The following is a 20,067-nucleotide window of genomic DNA, read 5'->3' as shown; positions in this document are numbered from 1 at the left end:
GAAATCAAGCGCAAGGCATGCACGACAGCTCAAGCGTCAGCCAAAGAAGCCCAGGTATGCAGGACTTGGCGAGTCATCGAGCTCGATTGCCGGGGCGGGACTTTGCGGCAGGATTTGCCCTGTTTGCGCGTCTACTACGACGACCGAATCCCACTGGTCCATATCGATCTGCTCCAGCACCTCGCCGGTGCGGGCTTCCATGGACACTGAGCTGTCCCAATCACCGGATGGGGCGACGTCTTGCTGGCCAGCGAGTGCCGGTGATGAGAGTGCCATGGCGCCAACGATTAAGGTTGCTGTCGCGATGCCAATTGAGCTTATGCGCAAGGTCTTCTCCAAATGCAGTAAAGATGATTTTCACTGACTCTACCGATGTTCCCGAAGGAAACCGGGAACCACCACGCAGCCTGAAACTGGCTATTTCCCGGACATCTGGTGCTGTCACAGCACTTTTAAGGCAGAATTGGGCTCAACGCCAGCTCAAGGAGACGAAATATGCCCGGGCATCACCCAATGGGTTGGATCGAAGCCGCTGTGGAGGAATGTGCATGATTGAGTTCGATAACGTTTCCAAGCACTATCCGGATGGCACCGTTGCCGTCAAGGATTTCAGCCTGCAAATTCCGGCACACCGCACCACAGTCTTCGTAGGTTCCTCAGGCTGCGGCAAGACAACATTGCTGCGGATGATCAACCGCATGGTTGATCCGAGCAGCGGTACGCTGCGTATCGACGGCGAGGACATCGCCAGCAAGCCGGCGGTGGGCCTCCGCCGCAGCATCGGCTACGTGATGCAGAACTCCGGCCTGCTGCCTCATTTCACTGTCGCACAGAACATTGCGACCGTGCCGCGGCTCATGGGTGAAACGAGCAAGGCATCACGAGCGCGTGCCTTGGAACTGATGGGCACGGTTGGGCTGGCCGGCTCCATGGCCGACAGGTATCCGCATCAGCTCTCTGGAGGCCAGCAGCAACGCGTTGGCGTGGCACGCGGGCTGGCCGCCGATCCGAACATCCTGCTCATGGACGAGCCCTTCGGCGCCGTGGACCCTATCGTTCGCGCCGAGCTGCAAGAAGAATTGCTTCGTCTCCAAAGAGAACTCGATAAGACCATTGTTTTTGTCACCCACGATATTGATGAAGCCTTCCTCCTGGGGGACCAGGTGGTAATTCTGGCGGCGGGCGCACAGAAGCTCCAGGTTGGCAGCCCCAGCGAGATCATTGAAAATCCAGCCAATGATTTTGTCGCCTCCTTCATTGGTGCGCAGCGTGGGGCACGGGCGCTGAGCTTGAAGCAGACGGAGCACGGAACCGTCCTGGTTGATGCGCAAGGCCGGACTCAAGGCAAGCTGGTCGAGGATGGGTCTGTCCAGTGAACTGGGTCCTGGAAAATCTCGGACTCATTGGTTCGCTATCGCTGGAGCACCTGCGCCAGTCCCTGATAGCAGTCATTCTCGGATTCATCCTGTCGATTCCGCTGGGTTGGGTGGCCTGGCGCTACAAACTGGTGCGCGGACCGGTCGTGAGCATCACCGGATTGCTCTACACGATCCCTTCGCTGGCTTTGCTGATGATCCTGCCCGTACTCACCGGGATGAGCGCGATCAGCGAAGCCAATCTCATTCTCGCCTTGGCGATCTACGCGATAGCGATCATGGTGCGCAGCGTGGTCGATGGGCTGAACTCGGTGGACCCGGCAACCAGGTCGGCAGCAACTGCCATGGGCTATGGATCGGCACGCCGCTTCTTCGCTGTCGACCTTCCCTTGGCCGGTCCCGTAGTTCTGGCTGGTCTGCGAGTGACAGCGGTCAGCACCATCTCGCTGGCAACCGTCGGCATCCTGGTCGGGGTAACCAACTTGGGCTACCTGTTCACCAACGGTCTGCAGCGTCGCATCATTGAAGAAGTCCTGGCGGGGATCATCGCGGTGGCAGCGATCGCGTTGCTCGTTGACCTGTTGTTGCTCCTGGCCGGCCGTTGGCTGATGCCTTGGGCTGCAACGAGCACCAGGCAAAAACGAACTGCAGCGCAGCCATCCACGCAGAAGGTGTCCTCATGAATCTGATTTCCGATGCGCTGGCGTGGATCTTCGCTCCCGAGCAGTGGCAGGGCGATGGGGGACTGGCTAGCTTGCTGGGGCAGCACTTGCTGTTCACGGTGGTTGCTGTGCTGATTGCTAGCGCGATTGCCATCCCTGCGGGGTGGGCCATTGGGCATACGGGGCGAGGAAGGGAATTGGCCGTCGGGCTGGCCGGCGTTGCGCGTGCGGTGCCATCCTTCGGACTGCTGATTCTGCTGGTGCTGCTTCTGGGGGTACTGCACAAGCCAGAAGCGGCCATGCTGACCTTCGTCGTGCTGGCGATTCCATCACTGCTGGCCGGAGCCTATACCGGCTTCGAAGCAATTGACCGCAAGACCATCGATGCTGCCCGGGCCATGGGGATGACCGAATGGCAGATCCTCGTCAAAGTCGAGATCCCACTGGGACTTGCGCTGCTCGTAGGCGGGATCCGCTCCGCAGTGCTACAAGTGGTCGCCACCGTTACTGTTGCCGCCTACGTGAATCTCGGCGGCCTGGGATTGCCCATCATCACCGGTCTGAACCTGCGGCGCTTCGACATGGTCCTGGGCGGCGCCTTGATGGTTGCCGCGCTGGCCTTGGTGCTGGATTTGGCATTTGCCATCGCCCAGAAAGCGGCAGTACCCCGCGGGCTGGGCGTGCCCTCAAAGAAGAAGACTTTCCAAGATACCGATGACTCAATCACCCGCGAAAGGGAAATGTCATGAAAATCAAGCAGATTTTGTCCACGAGTGCTCTCGTGCTGGCCGGAAGCCTCGCACTTGCTGGATGCTCCGGTGCGGATCCGTTGGCCACCGAAAGCGATGCTGCCCAGGAGGGGGGAGAATCGATCGTTGTCGGTTCGCAGGCCTACTATTCCAATGAAATCGTTGCTGAGATCTATGCCCAGGCGCTTGAAGGAGCCGGCATGGAAGTGGAACGGAAATTCAGCATCGGGCAGCGCGATGCCTACATGCCCCAGCTGGAAGACGGCAGCATTGATGTCTTCCCTGAATACACCGGCAACCTGCTGCAGTTCTACAAGGAAGACACCGAAGCACGCTCCGCCGATGAGGTGTACAGCGAGCTGAAGGAATCCTTGCCGGAATCATTGGCCGTGCTCGAAGCCGCGCCAGCATCGGATCAGGACTCCTACACGGTGACCAAGAAATTCGCTGAAGCCAATAAGGTCGCGAGCATCGAGGATCTGGCCGGCATTTCCGAACCCTTGACCGTGGGCGGCCCACCTGAATTGGCCCAACGCCCCTATGGACCCCAGGGCTTGGAGAGCGTCTATGGCGTCAAGGCCGAATTCTCGGCAACTGGCGACACGACCGTTGAAGACCTTGCCGCCGGCACGGTGAATGTCGCCAACGTCTTTACCGCCGATCCGCGGATCCAGACGGAGGACTTGGTAGTTCTTGAGGACCCGAAGTCGCTATTCCTGGCATCGAATGTGGTGCCATTGGTGGCCGCTGATCAATCCGGGGAATTGGCAGAAGTCCTGAACCCGGTCAGCGAAAAACTGACAGCGCAGGTTCTGGTGGACCTCAACGTGCAGAGCACCGTGGACAAGAAGTCTGCCGCCGACATCGCTTCGGCATGGCTGACTTCCGAGGGGCTGTAGCCCGGCAAACCAGCACGAAAATATAGCTTCACAGCAGCCGCACCGCCCACGCAATGACGGGCAGTGCGGCTGCTTTTCCTTGTCCGGAAACGGCAGTGGCTTGGCTGAGGGGAATTCCGTTGCTTGCTCGTTTTGACAATTGATAATGATTCTCATTAGTGTTTAGCTCTGTTGGCAGAGGAGCTCGCCGGAAATCGGCGGCCGAGGCCTGCCCGTCATGAATGGAGCACTGATAGATGAAAAAACTCAATCCTTGGAAGTTGGCCGTGCCGGTTGCCATCCTGGTCCTGGCCACCGGATGCAGCGCGCCAGCCGGATCTGCCAGCGGTGCACCGCAGGGCACCGGCGCCAAGAGCATTTCCCTGGACAGCTGCGGAAGGCAGGTCGTCTTCGACAAGGCGCCGGACAGCGTTCTTGCAGTTGGCTCGGAAGCCCCGGCCCTGCTGTCTGCTGCTGGAGCGGGAGACAAGCTCACGCACTACGCAGGCAGCTGGCAGGTGCCTTTCGACGAAGAAACCATGGCGGCAGTGCGCAACGCGGAGCGGATTACCGAGGACTCGCATGATGTCTCCTACGAAATGATCCTGGACTCGGGAGCAGACGTGGTGATCGGCACCGATATCGCTGCTGGAATCGATCTCGACTCGTTGGCTGAACGCCTGGAAAGCGCCGGAGTGAAGATGCTGACCGTTAGTGGATATTGCGCCGGATTCGAGGATCGATCCACCGGCGGGCTGAGCGGCTTCGACCAGATCTACAAGGACGTCCAGTCCTACGGTCAGCTCTTCGGCACCGAGCAGGCGGCCGAGGACTCCGTGCAGCAGATGCGAGCACGCGTCGAGCAAGCCGCGCGCAGCGTCAAGCAGGAAAGCCAGCAGCGCGGGATGCCGCTGTACGTGCCCACCGCAGGCACCTTGGGATCCTACGGCCATGAATCGCTGGTTGCCGAGCAGATGGAACTGCTTGGCCTTCAGAACGTCTTCAACGACGTGCCCAAGCGCTACTTCGAGCCCTCCACCGAAGAACTCGTGAACAGCGGCGCCGACAAGGTCTTCGCCATGTACCTGCCGACAGGCTCCTCGAACTTGGAAACCGACCAGCAGGTCATCGAGGCGCTGCGCGACCGCCCCGAATTGGCCGGATTGCCCGCCATCGAGCAGGACAGCGCCATCGTGCCGCTGAACTACTACTATTCCTCGCCCGGTCCGCTGGCAGTGGACGGGGTCGAGCTGATCGCCGACCGGCTGGCCCGTTGATGAGCCAGCCAGCGGCGCTGCGCCGGCAAGCGGCCTCATCGCGCCGCGTGGCCCGCCCGGGGCACGGACGCGGCCCCAACCGCGGCCTGGTCCGGGGCGCCACCCCCGTGGAATTCGTCAAGCTCAGTCCGGCATCGAATACCACCGTGCTGGTGACCAGCCGGCACCCGGCGGCGCACTACCGCAGTATCGCTGACCGGCTGCTGCGCGCCGAGCATGTGCACGCCGAGCAAGTCGGGTTCATCCTGCCTCCCAGCTCGCCCCGGGCCCAGGCCCGGCTGCACATGGCCGGTGGCGAATTCTGCGCCAATGCCGCGATGTCGCTGGCCGCGCTGCAGGCCGCGCGCCGCGCCCGCAGCGGCCCGCTTGAGCTGCTGATCGAAGCCTCCGGCGCCGCGCAGCTGCTGGGCTGCCGGGTCGAGCCGGCCGGTGCCGCCTACCGCTGCCAGCTGAAGATGCCCTGGCCGCTGCGCATCGACCCGTACCCGTTCCCGGGCGTCGCCGGCGCCGGGCTGGTGCGCTACGCCGATGCGGTGCACCTGGTCGCCGAATGCGACGGCTCGGATCCCCAGCTGCGCGGGCATGCGCAGCAGCTGGCCCTGGACCTGGGCGCCAGCGAAGCGGTGTCCGTCGTGGGCATCATGCTCTACGATCCGGACCGCGGGCAGCTGGCCCCGCTGGTCAGCGTCCCGGCGCTGGGCAGCCTCATCTGGGAGGGCAGCTGCGGCTCGGGAAGCGCCGCGCTGGGCGCCTACCTGGCAACGAAAGCCGGCGCTCCGGTCAATGCCAGCGTGAAACAGCCCGGAGGCACCGTGCAGGTGCACGCCGATGGCAGCCGCGCCAAGGCCACCGCGCTGCGGATCAGCACCGAAGTAAGCATCGTGGCCGAAGGGACTGCATATATCCATGACTGAAACACCACTGGCCCCTCAGGCCGCCGCCGGCCTGGCCGGCGTGCTGCACGGCTACCTCGGACGGTTCGCCGAAGCCGCCCGAGACTATGACGGATCGACGCGGCACGCGGCGGCGCTCGAAGAGCTGCTGGCCGGCTATGCGCAGCTGGTCACCGACCCGGCCAATGAACCGGGCTATGCCCAGATGGCCGCCACCGACCAGGGCACGGCGCTGGTGGCGGCGCTGCGCACCGAATCGGCGCGCTGCGTCGCAGTCATCGAGAAGTACCGGGCGCTGCGCCTGCTCGAAGGCCGCAGCGGAGCCGAGGGCTACTTCGCCAACATCGAATCGTGCATCGCCGGGGAATTCGGCGCCGTCGCCCCCGACTCCAGCTCCAAGGTGCTGCTGGTCGGCTCGGGTTCCTTCCCGATGACCCTGCTGAACCTGGCCTCGCGCACCGGGGCCAGCGCCGTGGGGATCGACATCGATCCCGAAGCGCTGGAGCTGGGCCGCCGGGTCGTGGCGCAGCTGGGGCAGGGCCTGGACATCGGCCTGCAGGGCGATCAAATCCACCAGCTGGACTTCCTGCCGCAGGCCACGCACATCGTCTTCAGCTCCACGGTGGCCGTGAAATACGAGCTGCTGCACCAGCTGCACGCGCGCACCCGGCAGGACGTGGTGGTCGCAATGCGCTTCGGCGACGGGCTGAAGTCGCTGTTCAACTACCCGATGCAACCAGTGGACCCCCGGCGGTGGCAGCTGGACGGAACGATCCGCCAGCCCGGGCAGGTCTTCGACATCGCGCTGTACACCAAGGCGCGCACGAGAACGGAAAGCAATTAGCCCATGGATGAACTGGGAAATATCCTCATTGCCGGAACCGGACCGGTTGCGGTGCAAAGCGCCGTGCTGCTCGGGGCGCTGCCCGGGGAACTGGGCATTGCCGGGCGCGCCTCGCAGCGCTGCGCCGCCTTCTTCGACGCGCTGGAGGCCAACGCCGGCACCGCCCGCGTCCAGGTGCAAAACCCCTCCCATGCCGCACTGGCCGGGCAGGTGCGCATCGAGCACCGCTACCGCGGCTACCAGCAGGTGCGCGGCGGCTGGGACACCCTGGTACTGGCGGCCACCGCCGACGCCTACCTGCCGGTGCTGCGCGAACTGCCGCCGGGGGTGCTCGCATCGCTGGCGCGGATCGTGCTGCTCTCGCCCACGCTGGGCTCGGCGGCACTGGTGCGCGAATTCGCCCGCCGCAGCGGCGCCGACCCGGAAATCATCAGCTTCTCCAGCTATCTGGGGGACACCCGGCAGGTGGAGGGAACCGGCGGAGCGCTGGTGCTGACCGCCGGCGCCAAGGCCCGCATCTACGCCGGCTCCACTGGCGGGGCCACGCCCGCGCTGCAGCGGCTGCGTGCGGTGCATGCCGCGGCCGGCACCGAAGTGCAGCTGGCGGGATCGCCGGTTGAAGCCGAGGCGCGGAACATGTCGCTGTACGTGCATCCGGCCCTGTTCTTCAACGAGCTGGCGCTGCGCGCGGTCTTCGCTCCCGCCCCGCCCGTCCAGTACGTCTACAAGCTCTATCCCGAAGGCCCGGTCACCCCGGCGCTGATCCACTCCATGGCCGAGGCCTGGCGGGAACTGTCGGCCATCACCGCCGCACTGGGCGGCCAGCCGGTCAACCTGCTGGCCTTCATGCTCGATGACGGGTATCCGGTGCACCCCCAGAGCATCGACCCGGGGAAAGCGGCCAGCTTCGAGCAGCTGCCGGCCATCGAGCAGGAGTACCTGCTCTACGTGCGCTACGCCTCGCTGCTCATCGACCCCTTCTCGCAACCCGACGCGCAGGGCCGCTACTTCGACTTCTCGGCCATCGCCTTCCGCCCGGTCTTCCGCAATGACCAGGGCCAGTGGGATGTGCCGCGGATGCCCAAGGAAGACTACTACCGCACCAGGATCATCGCCGGCCTGGCCCGGGAACTGGCCGTGGCCTGCCCGATGATCGACGCGCTGCTCGCCGTCTACGAAGACGCCCTGATGCAAGCGGCCTCGGCCCGGGAGGGCCAGGGCTGCTCGCCGGCCTTCGCGGTGCAGGATTTCGCCGAGGACCTGGCCATGATCAGCGCCGGAATCGGGAGTGCGGCATGAGCCAGCCAGAAGTCGAAACAGCGCAGCAGCTGCCCAGCGAACGGCGCATCATCGCCGAGATCTGGCCGGCGCTGCTGGCCTCGGCGCTGGGCCTGCTGCCCTTCACGGTGCTGAGCACCTTCCTGGTGCCCATCGCCGACTGGGCCGGGGCCGGCTATGCCGAAACCGGCACCCTGCGCGGGCTGGCCGGCGTCGGCGCGGTGCTCGCCGGGGTTGCGCTGGCCCCGCTGATCGGGCGCATCGCCCCGGGCACCGTGGCCGCCGCGGCGCTGGGGCTGATGGGCGCCGCCGCCATCGCGGGGACCTTCTCGGGCCTGGCGGCACTGGCAGTTTTCTGCCTGGCCACCGGGGTGTCCAACGCGCTGCTCTACCCGGCGCTGTCCACCGCGGCCGCGGACCGCTTCGGCACCACCCCGGCCGCGGGCCGGGCAGCCACCTTGGTGATGACGGCCCAGACCCTGGCCTCCACGATCGGCGCGCCGCTGCTGGTGCTGCCGGCGATGTTCTGGGGCTGGCAGGGAAACCTGGTCGCCATCGCCGCCATCAGCATCGCCCTGATCCCGGCGGTGCTGCGCTACGGCCGCCGCGGCGCCGGGCACTGCGCGGCAGACCCGGCTCCGGCTCCAGCCCGGCTGGGCTACCTGGCTGCCTTCCGCACCCTGGCCGGCGTGCCCGGAGCCCGGGCGCTGCTGCTGGTCTCCTTCGGCCGCGCCGGCGCCTTCATGGGGCACCTGGCCTTCCTGGCCCCGCTGTACGCGGAGAAGTTCGCGCTGACCGCCAGCTGGTTCGCGTTCATCTGGTCGGTCAGCGGCGGGGCCTTCTTCCTGGGGCACCTGCTGGCCGGGCGGATGCTCAACGCCGGGGATTCGCAGCGGCGCACCCGTGCGGTGATGGTTTTCAGCCTGGGCATTTCGCTGGTGGCGCTGTTCGGCGTCTACCTCTCACCGGTGCTGCCGCTGGCGGTGGCCGGCACGGCGGTGCTTTCGGCCAGCCACGCGGTGGTCTCGGCCGCCGTGATGAGCCTGCTGGTGAGCCGTTGCACGCAGGTGCGCGGCACCGCGCTGAGCCTGAACGCGGCCGGCATGTCCCTGGGCCTGTTCCTGGGCACAGCAGCCTCCGGAGCGGCGCTGGGCGCCGCCGGCTACCTGACCGCCGCTGCCGTGCTTGGCGCATTGACCCTGATTGCGCTGGCTGCGGCACTGAGCCTGCGCACCGATTCCATTGGCGAAACCCCCGAAAGGCAACCATGACCCCGTTGGAACCTGCATTGCGAGAACCCCGGGAACCGCTGGCCTGCGCCGGCGATGACCTGGACCATGACCGGCGGGCCCGGCACACGTGGCTGTGGATCGCCGGGCTGCTGGCCGTACTCGTGGCCACCTTGCCGGTGGCCGTAGGGCTCGGCCCGGTGTCCATCGAGCCGGGCACCGTGCTGCAGATCCTCAAGGCGCACCTTTCCGGGATGCCCGCACCTGGTGCATTCAGCGCCTCGGACCAGTCCATCGTCCTGTTGCTGCGCGTGCCGCGGGTGCTGCTGGGTGCCGCCGTCGGGGCCGGGCTGGCCCTGGCCGGGGTGGCGCTGCAGGCGCTGACCCGCAACATCCTGGCCGAGCCCTACCTGCTGGGCGTGACCTCCGGGGCCTCCACGCTCTCGGCGGCCGCGATCCTCTTCGGCGCCACGGCCGGCATCGGCACGGCCTCGCTGGCGACGAGCGCCTTTGCCGGGGCGCTGGCCGCCGGGATCTTCGTCTACCTGCTGGCGCGGGTCGGTTCGGAGATGACGTCCACCCGGCTGGTGCTGGCCGGGGTGTCCGTGGGCTATGTGCTGCACGCGCTCACCTCGCTGCTGATCTTCGCTTCGGATGATCCCAATGCGGGCCGTTCGGTGCTTTTCTGGACGCTGGGTTCACTGGCGCAGGCGACCGGGCAATCGGCAATGATCACCTGGATCGTGGTGATCGGGACCGCCACGCTGCTGGCCTATTGGTCGCGGCCGCTGGACGCGCTGGCCATCGGCGATGGCACCGCGCAAGCGCTGGGAATATCTCCGGCGAAGCTGCGTGCGGCCGTCATGGTGGTGACCGCGGTGTGCGTGGGCGCGCTGGTCGCGTCCTCCGGCGGCATCGGATTCGTCGGGCTGGTGATTCCGCACGTAGCCCGGCTGTGCGTCGGTGCCACGCACCGCACCCTGATTCCGGTAGCCGCCCTGCTCGGCGCGATCTTCCTGGTCTGGGCCGATGTGCTGGCCCGGACGGCCATGGCACCGCAGGAATTGCCGCTGGGAATCGTCACCGCATTGCTCGGCGCCCCGCTGCTGTTCGCGCTGGTTCGCAAGCTCAATGCGGCCCAATAGGAACCAAGGACCTGGAAGAAGGCAAGAACCATGATTACTGCTACAGATATTTCGGTGGGCTATGGCGGAAAGCTGGTCATTGAATCGGCGGGGCTGCAGGCAGGCCCCGGGGAAGTGGTGGGGCTGATCGGCCCCAACGGCAGCGGCAAGTCCACCCTGCTGCGCACGCTCTATGCGGCGCTGCGGCCCACGGCAGGGCTGGTGCTCGTGGACGAGCGCCCGGTCAGCGGACTGCGCGGCAACGAACTGGCCCGCAGGATTGCCGTCGTGGCCCAGGAAACGCCGAGCGAACTGCCGGTCAGTGTCGCCGAAATGGTGCTCCTGGGCAGGGTTGCGCACCGCAAGGCGCTGGCCGCCTTTGCCCGCGAGGACCACCAGGCGGTTGCTTCGGCACTGTCCCGGGTCGGCGCCCGGCATTTGGCCGACCGCCGCTACTCGACCCTGTCCGGCGGCGAGAAGCAGCGCGTGCTGGTTGCCCGGACACTGGCCCAGCAGGCCGAGCACCTGCTTCTGGACGAACCCACCAACCACCTGGATATCCGCTACCAGCATGAGCTGCTGCGCATGGTCGGGGAACTGGGAACCACCACGGTGGTGGTGCTGCACGATTTGAATCTGGCCGCCCGCTACTGCAGCAAGCTGGTCATGCTGGCCAACGGCGGGGTCATCGCTGCGGGCACGCCCCAGGAGGTGCTGGACCCTGGGCTGCTGCTGCAGGTCTACGGGATCCACGCGGAGCAGGTGGTGGTGAACGGCATCGTGCAACTGGTCTTCAGCCTGGCCGATGAGCCCAAGGTGCAACATAGTGGCACTCCAGTGCCCGGATGATAGCCTGCCCGGTAGGCAAGCATTGGCCAAGCGCCTGCCTGCCGGGCCCCAGCATTGACCGTGAAAGGTACCCCTGCCATGACGTCTTCCGCCGCAATCGAGGCAGACAAGCACTACGATCTGATCATCCTCGGCACAGGTTCTGGCAACTCTATTCCGGGTCCAGAATTCGATGGAAAATCCATTGCCATCATCGAGAAGGGCGCTTTCGGCGGTACCTGCCTGAACGTCGGCTGCATCCCCACCAAGATGTATGTCTACGCCGCAGACGTCGCCCTGGAAACCAGGCAAGCAGCACGGCTGGGAATCGATGCCCAGGTCAATTCCGTGGACTGGCCAGGCATCGTGAGCAGGGTCTTCGATAAGCGCATCGATCCCATTGCCCAGGGCGGCGAAGACTACCGCCGTGGCGGGCAGACACCGAATATCGACGTCTACGACCAGCACGCGCGTTTTGTCGGCGAGCGCACGCTGCGTACCGGGCAGGGAACAGAAGCCAGGACCATCAGCGCGGACCAGATTGTCCTGGCCGCCGGGTCGCGCCCGTTTATTCCGCAGGAAATCATCGATTCCGGCGTAGCCTTCCACACCAACGAGGACATCATGCGCTTGGCCCGCCGGCCCAAGTCCATCGTGATCATCGGTGGCGGCTACATTGCCATGGAGTTCGCCCACGTTTTCGAAGCACTGGGCACCAAGGTCACCATCCTGGCCCGTTCCGAGCTCATGCGCCAGCTGGATGCCGATCTGCGCGGGCCATTCAACCAGATGGCCGCAGAACGCTATGACGTGCGCCAGGGCAGGAGCATGGTCAGCGCCGTGCAAGAGCCCGACGGGGTGAAGCTGACCCTGGATGACGGTTCCACCGCCAGTGCAGAGGTGCTGCTTGTGGCCACGGGGCGCATCCCCAACGGCGACCAGCTGGATCTGGACCGTGCGGGCATCGACTCCGAGGACGGACGGGTCAGCGTGGACGAATACGGCCGTTCGACGTCTGCCGAGGGCATCTGGGCGCTGGGCGACATTTCCTCGCCATTCTTGCTCAAGCATGTGGCCAACGCGGAAATGCGCGCGGTGCGCCACAACCTGCTGAACCCGCAGAACATGAAGAAGATGCCGCATGAGCACGTGCCGGCGGCGGTCTTCACCCACCCGCAGATCGCCTACGTCGGAATGACCGAGGAAGAAGCCCGCGAGGCCGGGCATGCCATTACCGCCAAGGTGCAGAAGTACGGGGATGTGGCCTACGGCTGGGCGATGGAAGACAGCACCGGTATCGCAAAGCTCATCGCTGATAGGGAAACCGGCAAGCTGCTGGGCGCGCACTACATGGGACCGCAAGCTTCAACGCTGATCCAGCAGATGATTACGGTCATGGCCTTCGGACTGGATGTGCGCGAGGTCGCCACGCAGCAGTACTGGATCCACCCTGCCTTGCCGGAGGTCACCGAGAACGCATTGCTCGGCCTGGACTTCTCCTAGCGGCGGTTTTTCGGACCGGCGGCGAACGGATGATAGCTGGCAGCAGAACCCGAAAGGCAGTAGCAAATAGCGCCTGTTCGTCCTAGGCTGTAGCCATGAATGGGAAAACTTCAAGGACCGTGGCCTCGATGACCCGAAGCATGTTCGCGATCGCTGCAGGGGTGGGCATGGCGCTCGGTGCGCTGGCGGTGCTCTGGATGTTCTGGCCGATCCGCGGGGACGGCTATGGCAGCGGTCTGGGTGATCTCGGCCTGCCCTTGGCCTACGGCGCGCTCGCAGGAGTGCTGATGGGGCTTGTCTGCTGCAGCGGTGCGTATGCGGCCATTGAGATCCAGGCCATGGGGAACCAGCCGGCCACGGCTGCCAGGCAATCGGCCGCTGCCGGAATCGGCGCGGTCCTCGCGGCACTGCTTCCGGCGTTGGCCATAGCCGCGCTGGGCCTGGGCGAAATCGATCCGGCCCCGTTCCTAGGCACGGCCCTGGGGTTCCTGGCAGTGTGCTTTGCCTCGGGCTTCGCTATCCTGGCTGGGCTCAACCGCTGCGCGGCCCGCGGCTGAGGCCATCCGGGCTCCGCGGCCAGGCGCTGGCTGGATCTTGGCTGGAAGCTGCTGGCAGTGCAGGGCGTGCTGTGGCACTTTTGGAAGCGGGCGCTTGGCCCAAGCGCCGGGGACGAAAGCAGACCAGGAGTGCAAATGAAGATCAAGAGCCATCTCGCCGCATGCGCCGTGGCCGGCCTGCTGGCCGGGGCGGTGGGGCTGGCCGGAATTCCGGGGGCCCACGCCAGCGGCACGACCTACACCCAAGAGGTCTCCAGCGCCGCTACCTGCGCCATGATGGAAACCGCCACGGTGGATGCCTTCAAGGCGTCCGGGTACGAAGTCGGCAGCCACGCCTGCCTGGAAGGCAATGGCCGCTACACCTTGGTGATCGAGTACTCGCAATAGTTCCCGGGCGCCACGTGACGATTATCTAGCTGCTGGCGCACCCCGTGCAGACGTGTAAATTCTGGGTGCATCCAGCCGGGGGCGATACCCTTGGAGTATGGCCCCACGTACCCAGTCTCAGGGGACGAAGAAGACCGCGGCGCGCAAACCCAAGGCGCCTGGCTCCTCGTCCTCCAAGAAAACGCCCGAGAACCCGGATGCGGAACTCGCCCTGCCGCTGCGCGCAATACGCAGCGTGTGGATGGGCATTGCCCGGATCTTCGGCGGCGCATTCCGCCGCATCGGCGGAACCGTCAAGCCTGACTACGAGCTGCGCCGCGACGGCACCGGACTGTTCCTCGCGCTGATCTCGATGATCGTCGCGATCATCGAATGGTGGGGCCTGCGCGATGCGGGGTGGTTCGGCACCGGCGTGCACGCGGTCGCCGGCGGCACCCTGGGCTTCATGGCCGTGCTGCTGCCGGTGATCTTGTTCATCGGCGCCTTCCGGCTCTTCCGCTACCCGGAGGCGGTCACCGCGAACAACCGCATCGGCATCGGCCTGCTGATCATGACGCTCTCCGGCTCGTCCATCGCCTCGCTGGCCAACGGCTCGCCAGCGGTCTCCGACGATTTCCAGGCGCTCTGGAATGCCGGCGGCATGGCCGGTTCCATCCTGGGCACCCCGCTGGGCCTGCTGATCTCGGTCCCGGGCGCCATGGCCGTGTTCATCTTCCTGGTGGTCATGTCCATCCTGATCGTCACCGCCACGCCATTTACGCAGATCCCTTCGCGCGTGCGTTCGGGCTACAACCGCCTGCTCGGCCAGGACCCGGATGCACCCCGTGCCGCCCGCCCCACGGCCGCAGTGGAACTTGATCCAGCCGGCGAGGACCATGACCAGTCCTACCTCTACCCGCAGGACGAGGCTCCGGCCCCCGCTGCCAGGAAGAAGAAGCCCGGCTTCTTCGAACGCCGGGCCGCGGCCGCCCGCAAGGTCACCGAGGTCTACGACGTGGACGGCGGCGAGCACGCTGAACGCCCCGGCGATGTCGCCTACGACAAGGCGGTCATCGGCCAGGATGATCCTGCCGAACAGTCCACCGGCGCGATGCCTGCCGTCAACCGCAACTCCGGCAAGATCTTCGACGCCGACGAGGCCGCCACCCAGGCCATCGCCCGCCCGGACTTCGAGTCCGCCGCCGCCCCGGCCCAGGAAGACACCGCCACGGTTGCCATCCCGAAGCCCTCCGGTCCTCCGCCAGGGGTCAAGCGCCCGACCAAGGCCGAATCCGAGATGGCCGAGATCATGGCCAATATCGGGCTGAAGGCCGAGCCCGAGGCCACCACCTCCGCGATGGACCAGGTCTCCTCGCGCGCCGCCGGGCTCTCCGCATCCCCGCAGGCGCCGATCCCGGCACGCAGCGAGCAGCTGCAGCTCTCCGGGGATGTCACCTACACCCTGCCCGAGGAGCACTACCTTCCTGCCGGCCCGCCGGCCAAGGAAGCATCCGAGGCCAACCAGGTGGTGGTCGACGCGCTGACCAACACCCTGCAGCAATTCAAGGTCGACGCGAAGGTCACCGGGTTCTCCCGCGGGCCCACGGTGACCCGCTACGAGATCGAGCTGGCCCCGGGCACCAAGGTGGAGAAGGTCACCGCGCTGTCCAAGAACATCTCCTATGCGGTGGCTTCCTCGGATGTGCGCATCCTCTCGCCGATTCCGGGCAAGTCCGCCATCGGCATCGAGATCCCGAACACCGACAAGGAAGTCGTGGCGCTGGGCGATGTGCTGCGCAGCTCCAATGCCCGCAAGACCGAGCACCCGATGGTGATGGGCGTGGGCAAGGACGTGGAAGGCGGCTTCGTCGTGGCCAACCTGGCCAAGATGCCGCACCTGCTGGTGGCAGGCGCCACCGGCGCGGGCAAGTCCTCGTTCGTGAACTCGATGATCACCTCGATCCTGATGCGCTCCACCCCGGACGAGGTGCGCATGGTCATGGTCGACCCCAAGCGCGTGGAGCTGACCGCCTACGAAGGCGTGCCGCACCTGATCACCCCGATCATCACCAACCCGAAGAAGGCCGCCGAGGCACTGGGCTGGGTGGTCCGCGAAATGGACACCCGCTACGACGATCTGGCCAACTTCGGTTTCAAGCACATCGACGACTTCAACAAGGCGGTCAAGGCCGGCAAGGTGCACCCTCCGGAGGGTTCCAAGCGCGTGCTCAAGCCCTACCCGTACCTGCTGGTGATCGTCGATGAGCTCGCCGACTTGATGATGGTCGCCCCGCGCGATGTCGAAGAGTCGATCGTGCGCATCACCCAGCTGGCGCGTGCCGCCGGCATCCACCTGGTGCTGGCCACCCAGCGCCCCTCGGTGGATGTGGTCACCGGCTTGATCAAGGCCAACGTGCCCTCGCGCATGGCCTTCGCGACCTCATCGGTCACCGACTCCCGCGTGGTCCTGGACCAGCCCGGGGCCGAGAAGCTGCTGGGCCAGGGCGACGCCCTGTTCCTGCCGATGGGCACCTCCAAGCCGATGCGCGTGCAGGGCGCCTGGGTGACCGAATCCGAAATCCACCGCGTGGTCGAGCACGTCAAGAGCCAGCTGAAGCCCGAGTACCGGGAAGACGTGATCCCGGCTGCCGAGAAGAAGAAGCAGATCGATGAGGACATCGGAGACGATCTGGATCTGCTGCTGCAGGCTACCGAGCTCGTGGTCACCAGCCAGTTCGGCTCCACCTCGATGCTGCAGCGAAAGCTGCGCGTGGGCTTCGCCAAGGCCGGACGCCTGATGGACCTGATGGAATCGCGGGGCGTTGTCGGCCCTTCCGAGGGCTCCAAGGCCCGCGATGTGCTGATCCAGCCCGATGACCTGCCCATGGTCCTGGCCGCGATGCGCGGCGATGACCCGGCGACCAGCACCCCGTCGGCCACCGAGGCCGCGCTGGTGGCCGAAGCCAACGTGAACCACGCCGAGCCGGTCACCGACTATGCCGAGGACCTGGTTGCCAAGGATCTGGAAGATCGCCCGCAAGCCGTCGACTACTTCGATGGCTCCGACGAACCTGGCGAAGACGCCTGGGACCTGACAGGAAGAAACTGAAACCCATGAGCGAGCAAGCTGGCCGCAGTGCCCAGCCACCGGTACCGACGCTGAATATCGCCAACGTGCTCACTACCATCCGCATCATCATGGTGCCTTTCTTCGTCTGGGCCCTGATGGCCGATAACCACGAGCAAGGCCTGTGGCGCTGGGTCGCGCTGGGACTTTTCGTGGTGGCCATGTACACCGACAAGCTCGACGGGGACCTGGCGCGCAGCCGCGGGCTGGTCACCAACTTCGGCAAGATCGCGGACCCGATCGCCGACAAGCTGCTCACCGGTTCGGCGCTGGTTTGCTTCTCGATCCTGGCCGAGCTGCCTTGGTGGGTCACCATCGTGATCCTGGCGCGCGAATGGGGCATCACCTTGCTGCGCGTGGTGGTCATCCGCTACGGCGTGATTGCCGCGAATATGGGCGGCAAGATCAAGACCGTGTTGCAGGCCATCGTGATCGGCCTGTACCTGCTGCCCTACACCCACACCATTGACTGGCTGGGCACCGTGGCGTGGTACCTGATGCTGCTGACCCTGGCCGTCACCGTGGTCACCGGACTGGAATACCTGGTCAAGGCCGGCCAGCTGGCAGCCGCGGCCAAGAAGCAGAAGTAGGGCCGGCACCATGAAGCCCCAGGCACCCGAGGTGATCGCCAAGGCCATTGAAGGCGATGTGCAGCTGGCTACGGCCGAATCGCTGACCGCTGGCATGATTGCCGCGCGCCTGGCCGAGGTGCCCGGCGCCTCGGCGGTGCTGCGCGGGGGAGTTGTCAGCTATTCCTCGGCGGTGAAGTCATCGCTGCTGGGCGTCGACGAGATGCTGCTTGCCTCCAACGGATCGGTGGATCCCGAGGTTGCCCGGCAGATGGCCGTAGGGGCGCAGCGTGCCTGCGGTGCAGACGCGGCGATTTCTGCAACCGGGGTCGCTGGACCGGACCCGCACGATGGCAAGGCGGTGGGAACCGTGTATATTGGGTGGGCCATGGGCGCTGACTCGGGATCCGAAGTCCACCACTTCGTGGGAGACCGGGCACAGATCCGCGAGCAGAGCACCCTGGCGGCACTTCACCAGTTCGCTGCCATCTTGGATAAAGCTTCTTCACAGTAAGACGCGAAATACTCTTCTTCCCGAGATGTTACGCAAAAATCACGGCATATGTGGCGTAGGTCGCATTTAAGTGATTAGGGTGAATGTACGGGAACAAAATCGTATGACCTGTCGTTGTACGAATTGCAGGGCCGCAAGGATGGCCCCCGTATTTGATTAGATCTTCGAGATGGACCTAGGAGCAGAGGCTAAATTCATGGTCAAGCAACCCGTAACTGTCAATGGTGTCGTCCGTTGGCGCGATATGGGAGAAGCCCATATGGTCCAGCCCGAGAAGGAGGAGCACAAAATGGTAGTACTCCGTCATGAAATCGGCGATGTTCTGCGCGACGTCCGTCAGCGCCAGGGGCGTACCCTTCGCGAGGTTTCGCATAGCGCACGTGTTTCCCTTGGCTACCTGTCCGAGGTTGAGCGTGGCCAGAAGGAAGCCTCTTCGGAGCTGCTCTCCTCGATCTGCGTGGCGCTGGAAATCCCATTGTCCCTGATGCTCCGTGAAGTATCCGAGCGCGTTGCCCTGGCAGAGGGCATTGCTATCCCGGATACCGTCCCTACGGATATGGCCAACGAGTTTGCGGCCAAGAGCGGCAACAAGCCATTGGCCTCGGTCTAGAACCAAATTTTTTAGGGCTACCGCTACTCAGTAATCGAGACTGCCGGCAGCCGTGCAAGGAGCCTGCGCGAAATGCGTGGGCTCCTTGCCTATGCGTGGGAGAATAATTAGGTGAAAATCAGCGATTTCTGGCGCAACATGGAAAACGAGTTCGGCGCGCGGTACTCCCACGTGCTGGCCGATTCCATGGCCCTTACCGAACTTGGCAGCCTTACCGCCGCGCAGGCGCTGGACAAGGGCATCAAGCCCAAGCAGATTTGGGAAGCCCTGTGCAAGGCGCAAGACATTCCGGCCGAACGCTGGCTTGGCGTGGATATCGAGCCGAAGGAATCGTAGCGATTCCGTTCGAAAGTCCCGGCACTGGATCTTCGAACACGCCGTGTTGAATTTCGAACACCTGTTCGGATAGGGTTATCCTAGAAGCAACGCAGGAAACTGCACCAAGAACTTAAGCACTGAGACTGTCCACACTTGAGGGCTATCGGAGTCCAAAGTGTCGGTGGGCAAGCATACTGTCTATTGCAGGACAAAATTCATGAGCAAGTACGTAGCAGGCTTGCAAGAGCAAAGGTGAACCATGGCAGCAAAAAATGATCGGGAAAAGGCGCTAGAGGCTGTCCTGGGCCAAATCGACAAGGCCTACGGCAAGGGCTCGGTCATGCGCCTGGGCGATGAAACCCGTGCACCCATTGAAGTAATTCCTACCGGTTCGGTTGCCTTGGATGTCGCCCTTGGCATTGGCGGCCTGCCACGCGGCCGCGTGGTTGAAATCTACGGCCCTGAGTCCTCGGGTAAAACCACGGTTGCCCTGCATGCAGTCGCCAGCGCGCAGAAGGCCGGCGGCGTTGCGGCTTTCATCGATGCTGAGCACGCGCTTGATCCGGAATACGCCAAGAAGCTGGGCGTCGACACCGACGCACTGCTGGTCTCCCAGCCGGATACCGGTGAGCAGGCCCTGGAAATCATGGATATGCTCGTGGGCTCCGGCGCTCTGGATATCATCGTCATCGACTCCGTGGCAGCACTGGTTCCACGCGCCGAAATCGAAGGCGAAATGGGTGACAGCCATGTCGGCCTGCAGGCCCGCTTGATGTCCCAGGCTCTGCGCAAGATCACCGGCCGCCTCTCGGCCTCGAAGACTACCGCAATCTTCATCAACCAGCTGCGTGAAAAGATTGGCGTCTTCTTCGGCAGCCCGGAAACCACCACTGGTGGCAAGGCGCTGAAGTTCTACGCTTCGGTTCGCATCGACATCCGCCGCATCGAGACCCTGAAAGAGGGCACCAACGCGGTCGGCAACCGCACCCGCTGCAAGGTCGTCAAGAACAAGATGGCTCCTCCTTTCAAGCAGGCTGAATTCGACATCCTGTACGGCCACGGCATCTCCCGCGAAGGTTCGCTCATCGATATGGGTGTCGAGCATAACCTGGTCAAGAAGTCCGGTGCCTGGTTCACCTACGACGGGGACCAGCTGGGCCAGGGCAAGGAAAACGCCCGCCGCTTCCTGCGCGACAACCCGGATCTGGCCGACGAACTCGAGCGCCAGATCTTGCAGAAGCTCGGCGTTCTGCCACAGGAAGAAGTTGAAGAAGACGAGACCGAACTGCGAGTCGTCGAGGGCGATAAGTAGTGGCCCCAGGCTTCCAGCGACGTAGCGTCCGACCCGGAAAGAATTCCGGGTCG

Annotated in this window: 21 protein-coding genes; 20 read left to right on the top strand and 1 reads right to left on the bottom strand. The window is 64.8% G+C overall.

The window, feature by feature from the left end; translation table 11 throughout:
• Nucleotides 1-36 precede the first annotated feature (36 nt).
• Nucleotides 37-276 carry a hypothetical protein gene (locus EDF61_RS00380; RefSeq protein ID WP_133832970.1) on the bottom strand — a complete coding sequence of 80 codons (240 nt, stop codon included), beginning with the start codon at nt 274-276 and terminating at the stop codon, nt 37-39.
• Nucleotides 277-548: 272 nt separating this feature from the next.
• Here EDF61_RS00380 and EDF61_RS00375 point away from each other — a divergent pair, with 272 nt between their 5' ends.
• The 20 genes from EDF61_RS00375 to recA all read left to right on the top strand — a co-directional run bounded on the left by EDF61_RS00375 (nt 549) and on the right by recA (nt 20,014).
• Complete coding sequence (locus EDF61_RS00375) at nt 549-1,376, top strand: ABC transporter ATP-binding protein (protein WP_105658185.1); 828 nt, start codon at nt 549-551, stop codon at nt 1,374-1,376.
• Entirely contained in the window at nt 1,373-2,059 is a 687-nt protein-coding gene (locus EDF61_RS00370; RefSeq protein WP_133832969.1) for an ABC transporter permease, read from the top strand. The genes EDF61_RS00375 and EDF61_RS00370 overlap by 4 nt, the downstream gene beginning before the upstream one ends.
• Entirely contained in the window at nt 2,056-2,787 is a 732-nt protein-coding gene (locus EDF61_RS00365; protein ID WP_105658183.1) for an ABC transporter permease, read from the top strand. The genes EDF61_RS00370 and EDF61_RS00365 overlap by 4 nt, the downstream gene beginning before the upstream one ends.
• Nucleotides 2,784-3,686, top strand: coding sequence for an ABC transporter substrate-binding protein (locus tag EDF61_RS00360; RefSeq protein ID WP_133832968.1), 903 nt, complete (start codon nt 2,784-2,786; stop codon nt 3,684-3,686). Before EDF61_RS00365 ends, EDF61_RS00360 begins: the two co-directional genes overlap by 4 nt.
• A gap of 236 nt (nt 3,687-3,922) precedes the next feature.
• Nucleotides 3,923-4,942 (top strand): ABC transporter substrate-binding protein, encoded by a 1,020-nt coding sequence (locus EDF61_RS00355; RefSeq protein ID WP_105658181.1) that lies wholly within the window; start codon nt 3,923-3,925, stop codon nt 4,940-4,942.
• Nucleotides 4,942-5,856 (top strand): histidine racemase CntK family protein, encoded by a 915-nt coding sequence (locus EDF61_RS00350; RefSeq protein ID WP_133832967.1) that lies wholly within the window; start codon nt 4,942-4,944, stop codon nt 5,854-5,856. The genes EDF61_RS00355 and EDF61_RS00350 overlap by 1 nt, the downstream gene beginning before the upstream one ends.
• The gene (locus EDF61_RS00345) at nt 5,849-6,679 is read left to right on the top strand and encodes a class I SAM-dependent methyltransferase (RefSeq protein ID WP_133832966.1); all 831 of its coding nucleotides are present in this window, start codon (nt 5,849-5,851) and stop codon (nt 6,677-6,679) included. The genes EDF61_RS00350 and EDF61_RS00345 overlap by 8 nt, the downstream gene beginning before the upstream one ends.
• A 3-nt stretch (nt 6,680-6,682) precedes the next feature.
• A complete protein-coding gene (locus EDF61_RS00340; RefSeq protein ID WP_133832965.1) occupies nt 6,683-7,978 on the top strand; it encodes an opine metallophore biosynthesis dehydrogenase in 1,296 nt (431 codons plus the stop codon).
• A complete protein-coding gene (locus EDF61_RS00335; RefSeq protein WP_133832964.1) occupies nt 7,975-9,228 on the top strand; it encodes an MFS transporter in 1,254 nt (417 codons plus the stop codon). Before EDF61_RS00340 ends, EDF61_RS00335 begins: the two co-directional genes overlap by 4 nt.
• Nucleotides 9,225-10,331 carry a FecCD family ABC transporter permease gene (locus tag EDF61_RS00330; protein WP_133832963.1) on the top strand — a complete coding sequence of 369 codons (1,107 nt, stop codon included), beginning with the start codon at nt 9,225-9,227 and terminating at the stop codon, nt 10,329-10,331. Before EDF61_RS00335 ends, EDF61_RS00330 begins: the two co-directional genes overlap by 4 nt.
• Nucleotides 10,332-10,361: 30 nt before the next feature.
• Nucleotides 10,362-11,159 carry an ABC transporter ATP-binding protein gene (locus tag EDF61_RS00325; protein ID WP_133832962.1) on the top strand — a complete coding sequence of 266 codons (798 nt, stop codon included), beginning with the start codon at nt 10,362-10,364 and terminating at the stop codon, nt 11,157-11,159.
• 78 nt (nt 11,160-11,237) lie between these two features.
• Nucleotides 11,238-12,641: a mycothione reductase gene (gene mtr, locus EDF61_RS00320; RefSeq protein WP_133832961.1), complete on the top strand. Its 1,404-nt coding sequence runs from the start codon at nt 11,238-11,240 to the stop codon at nt 12,639-12,641.
• A gap of 95 nt (nt 12,642-12,736) precedes the next feature.
• Nucleotides 12,737-13,198, top strand: a complete 462-nt coding sequence (locus tag EDF61_RS00315) for a hypothetical protein (protein WP_133832960.1) — start codon at nt 12,737-12,739, stop codon at nt 13,196-13,198.
• Nucleotides 13,199-13,333: 135 nt separating this feature from the next.
• Entirely contained in the window at nt 13,334-13,585 is a 252-nt protein-coding gene (locus tag EDF61_RS00310) for a hypothetical protein (protein WP_133832959.1), read from the top strand.
• A 97-nt stretch (nt 13,586-13,682) separates the two neighbouring features.
• Complete coding sequence (locus EDF61_RS00305) at nt 13,683-16,673, top strand: FtsK/SpoIIIE family DNA translocase (protein WP_105661875.1); 2,991 nt, start codon at nt 13,683-13,685, stop codon at nt 16,671-16,673.
• Between the two features lie 5 nt (nt 16,674-16,678).
• Entirely contained in the window at nt 16,679-17,281 is a 603-nt protein-coding gene (pgsA, locus tag EDF61_RS00300; RefSeq protein WP_133832958.1) for a CDP-diacylglycerol--glycerol-3-phosphate 3-phosphatidyltransferase, read from the top strand.
• 10 nt (nt 17,282-17,291) lie between these two features.
• Complete coding sequence (locus EDF61_RS00295) at nt 17,292-17,774, top strand: CinA family protein (RefSeq protein ID WP_105661877.1); 483 nt, start codon at nt 17,292-17,294, stop codon at nt 17,772-17,774.
• Nucleotides 17,775-17,970: 196 nt separating this feature from the next.
• On the top strand, nt 17,971-18,384 hold the full coding sequence (locus tag EDF61_RS00290) for a helix-turn-helix domain-containing protein (protein ID WP_105658240.1): 414 nt from the start codon (nt 17,971-17,973) through the stop codon (nt 18,382-18,384).
• 111 nt (nt 18,385-18,495) lie between these two features.
• Nucleotides 18,496-18,720, top strand: a complete 225-nt coding sequence (locus EDF61_RS00285; RefSeq protein WP_105658168.1) for a DUF3046 domain-containing protein — start codon at nt 18,496-18,498, stop codon at nt 18,718-18,720.
• A gap of 241 nt (nt 18,721-18,961) precedes the next feature.
• Nucleotides 18,962-20,014: a recombinase RecA gene (gene recA, locus EDF61_RS00280; RefSeq protein ID WP_105658167.1), complete on the top strand. Its 1,053-nt coding sequence runs from the start codon at nt 18,962-18,964 to the stop codon at nt 20,012-20,014.
• Nucleotides 20,015-20,067 lie beyond the last annotated feature (53 nt).

It is taken from the genome of Arthrobacter sp. JUb115 (assembly GCF_004365035.1).
In the GTDB taxonomy this organism is placed as follows: domain Bacteria; phylum Actinomycetota; class Actinomycetes; order Actinomycetales; family Micrococcaceae; genus Glutamicibacter.
The sequence above is the reverse complement of the archived record's forward strand: the minus strand, read 5'-3'. Positions and strand labels throughout refer to the sequence as shown.

Excerpts from the sequence above, each read along its gene's own strand:
- EDF61_RS00380 (WP_133832970.1), bottom strand. The coding sequence starts at position 276 with ATGGCACTCTCATCACCGGCACTCGCTGGCCAGCAAGACGTCGCCCCA.
- EDF61_RS00375 (WP_105658185.1), top strand. The coding sequence starts at position 549 with ATGATTGAGTTCGATAACGTTTCCAAGCACTATCCGGATGGCACCGTT.
- EDF61_RS00365 (WP_105658183.1), top strand. The coding sequence starts at position 2,056 with ATGAATCTGATTTCCGATGCGCTGGCGTGGATCTTCGCTCCCGAGCAG.
- EDF61_RS00360 (WP_133832968.1), top strand. The coding sequence starts at position 2,784 with ATGAAAATCAAGCAGATTTTGTCCACGAGTGCTCTCGTGCTGGCCGGA.
- EDF61_RS00355 (WP_105658181.1), top strand. The coding sequence starts at position 3,923 with ATGAAAAAACTCAATCCTTGGAAGTTGGCCGTGCCGGTTGCCATCCTG.
- EDF61_RS00350 (WP_133832967.1), top strand. The coding sequence starts at position 4,942 with ATGAGCCAGCCAGCGGCGCTGCGCCGGCAAGCGGCCTCATCGCGCCGC.
- EDF61_RS00345 (WP_133832966.1), top strand. The coding sequence starts at position 5,849 with ATGACTGAAACACCACTGGCCCCTCAGGCCGCCGCCGGCCTGGCCGGC.
- EDF61_RS00340 (WP_133832965.1), top strand. The coding sequence starts at position 6,683 with ATGGATGAACTGGGAAATATCCTCATTGCCGGAACCGGACCGGTTGCG.
- EDF61_RS00335 (WP_133832964.1), top strand. The coding sequence starts at position 7,975 with ATGAGCCAGCCAGAAGTCGAAACAGCGCAGCAGCTGCCCAGCGAACGG.
- EDF61_RS00330 (WP_133832963.1), top strand. The coding sequence starts at position 9,225 with ATGACCCCGTTGGAACCTGCATTGCGAGAACCCCGGGAACCGCTGGCC.
- EDF61_RS00325 (WP_133832962.1), top strand. The coding sequence starts at position 10,362 with ATGATTACTGCTACAGATATTTCGGTGGGCTATGGCGGAAAGCTGGTC.
- mtr (WP_133832961.1), top strand. The coding sequence starts at position 11,238 with ATGACGTCTTCCGCCGCAATCGAGGCAGACAAGCACTACGATCTGATC.
- EDF61_RS00315 (WP_133832960.1), top strand. The coding sequence starts at position 12,737 with ATGAATGGGAAAACTTCAAGGACCGTGGCCTCGATGACCCGAAGCATG.
- EDF61_RS00310 (WP_133832959.1), top strand. The coding sequence starts at position 13,334 with ATGAAGATCAAGAGCCATCTCGCCGCATGCGCCGTGGCCGGCCTGCTG.
- EDF61_RS00305 (WP_105661875.1), top strand. The coding sequence starts at position 13,683 with ATGGCCCCACGTACCCAGTCTCAGGGGACGAAGAAGACCGCGGCGCGC.
- pgsA (WP_133832958.1), top strand. The coding sequence starts at position 16,679 with ATGAGCGAGCAAGCTGGCCGCAGTGCCCAGCCACCGGTACCGACGCTG.
- EDF61_RS00295 (WP_105661877.1), top strand. The coding sequence starts at position 17,292 with ATGAAGCCCCAGGCACCCGAGGTGATCGCCAAGGCCATTGAAGGCGAT.
- EDF61_RS00290 (WP_105658240.1), top strand. The coding sequence starts at position 17,971 with ATGGTCAAGCAACCCGTAACTGTCAATGGTGTCGTCCGTTGGCGCGAT.
- recA (WP_105658167.1), top strand. The coding sequence starts at position 18,962 with ATGGCAGCAAAAAATGATCGGGAAAAGGCGCTAGAGGCTGTCCTGGGC.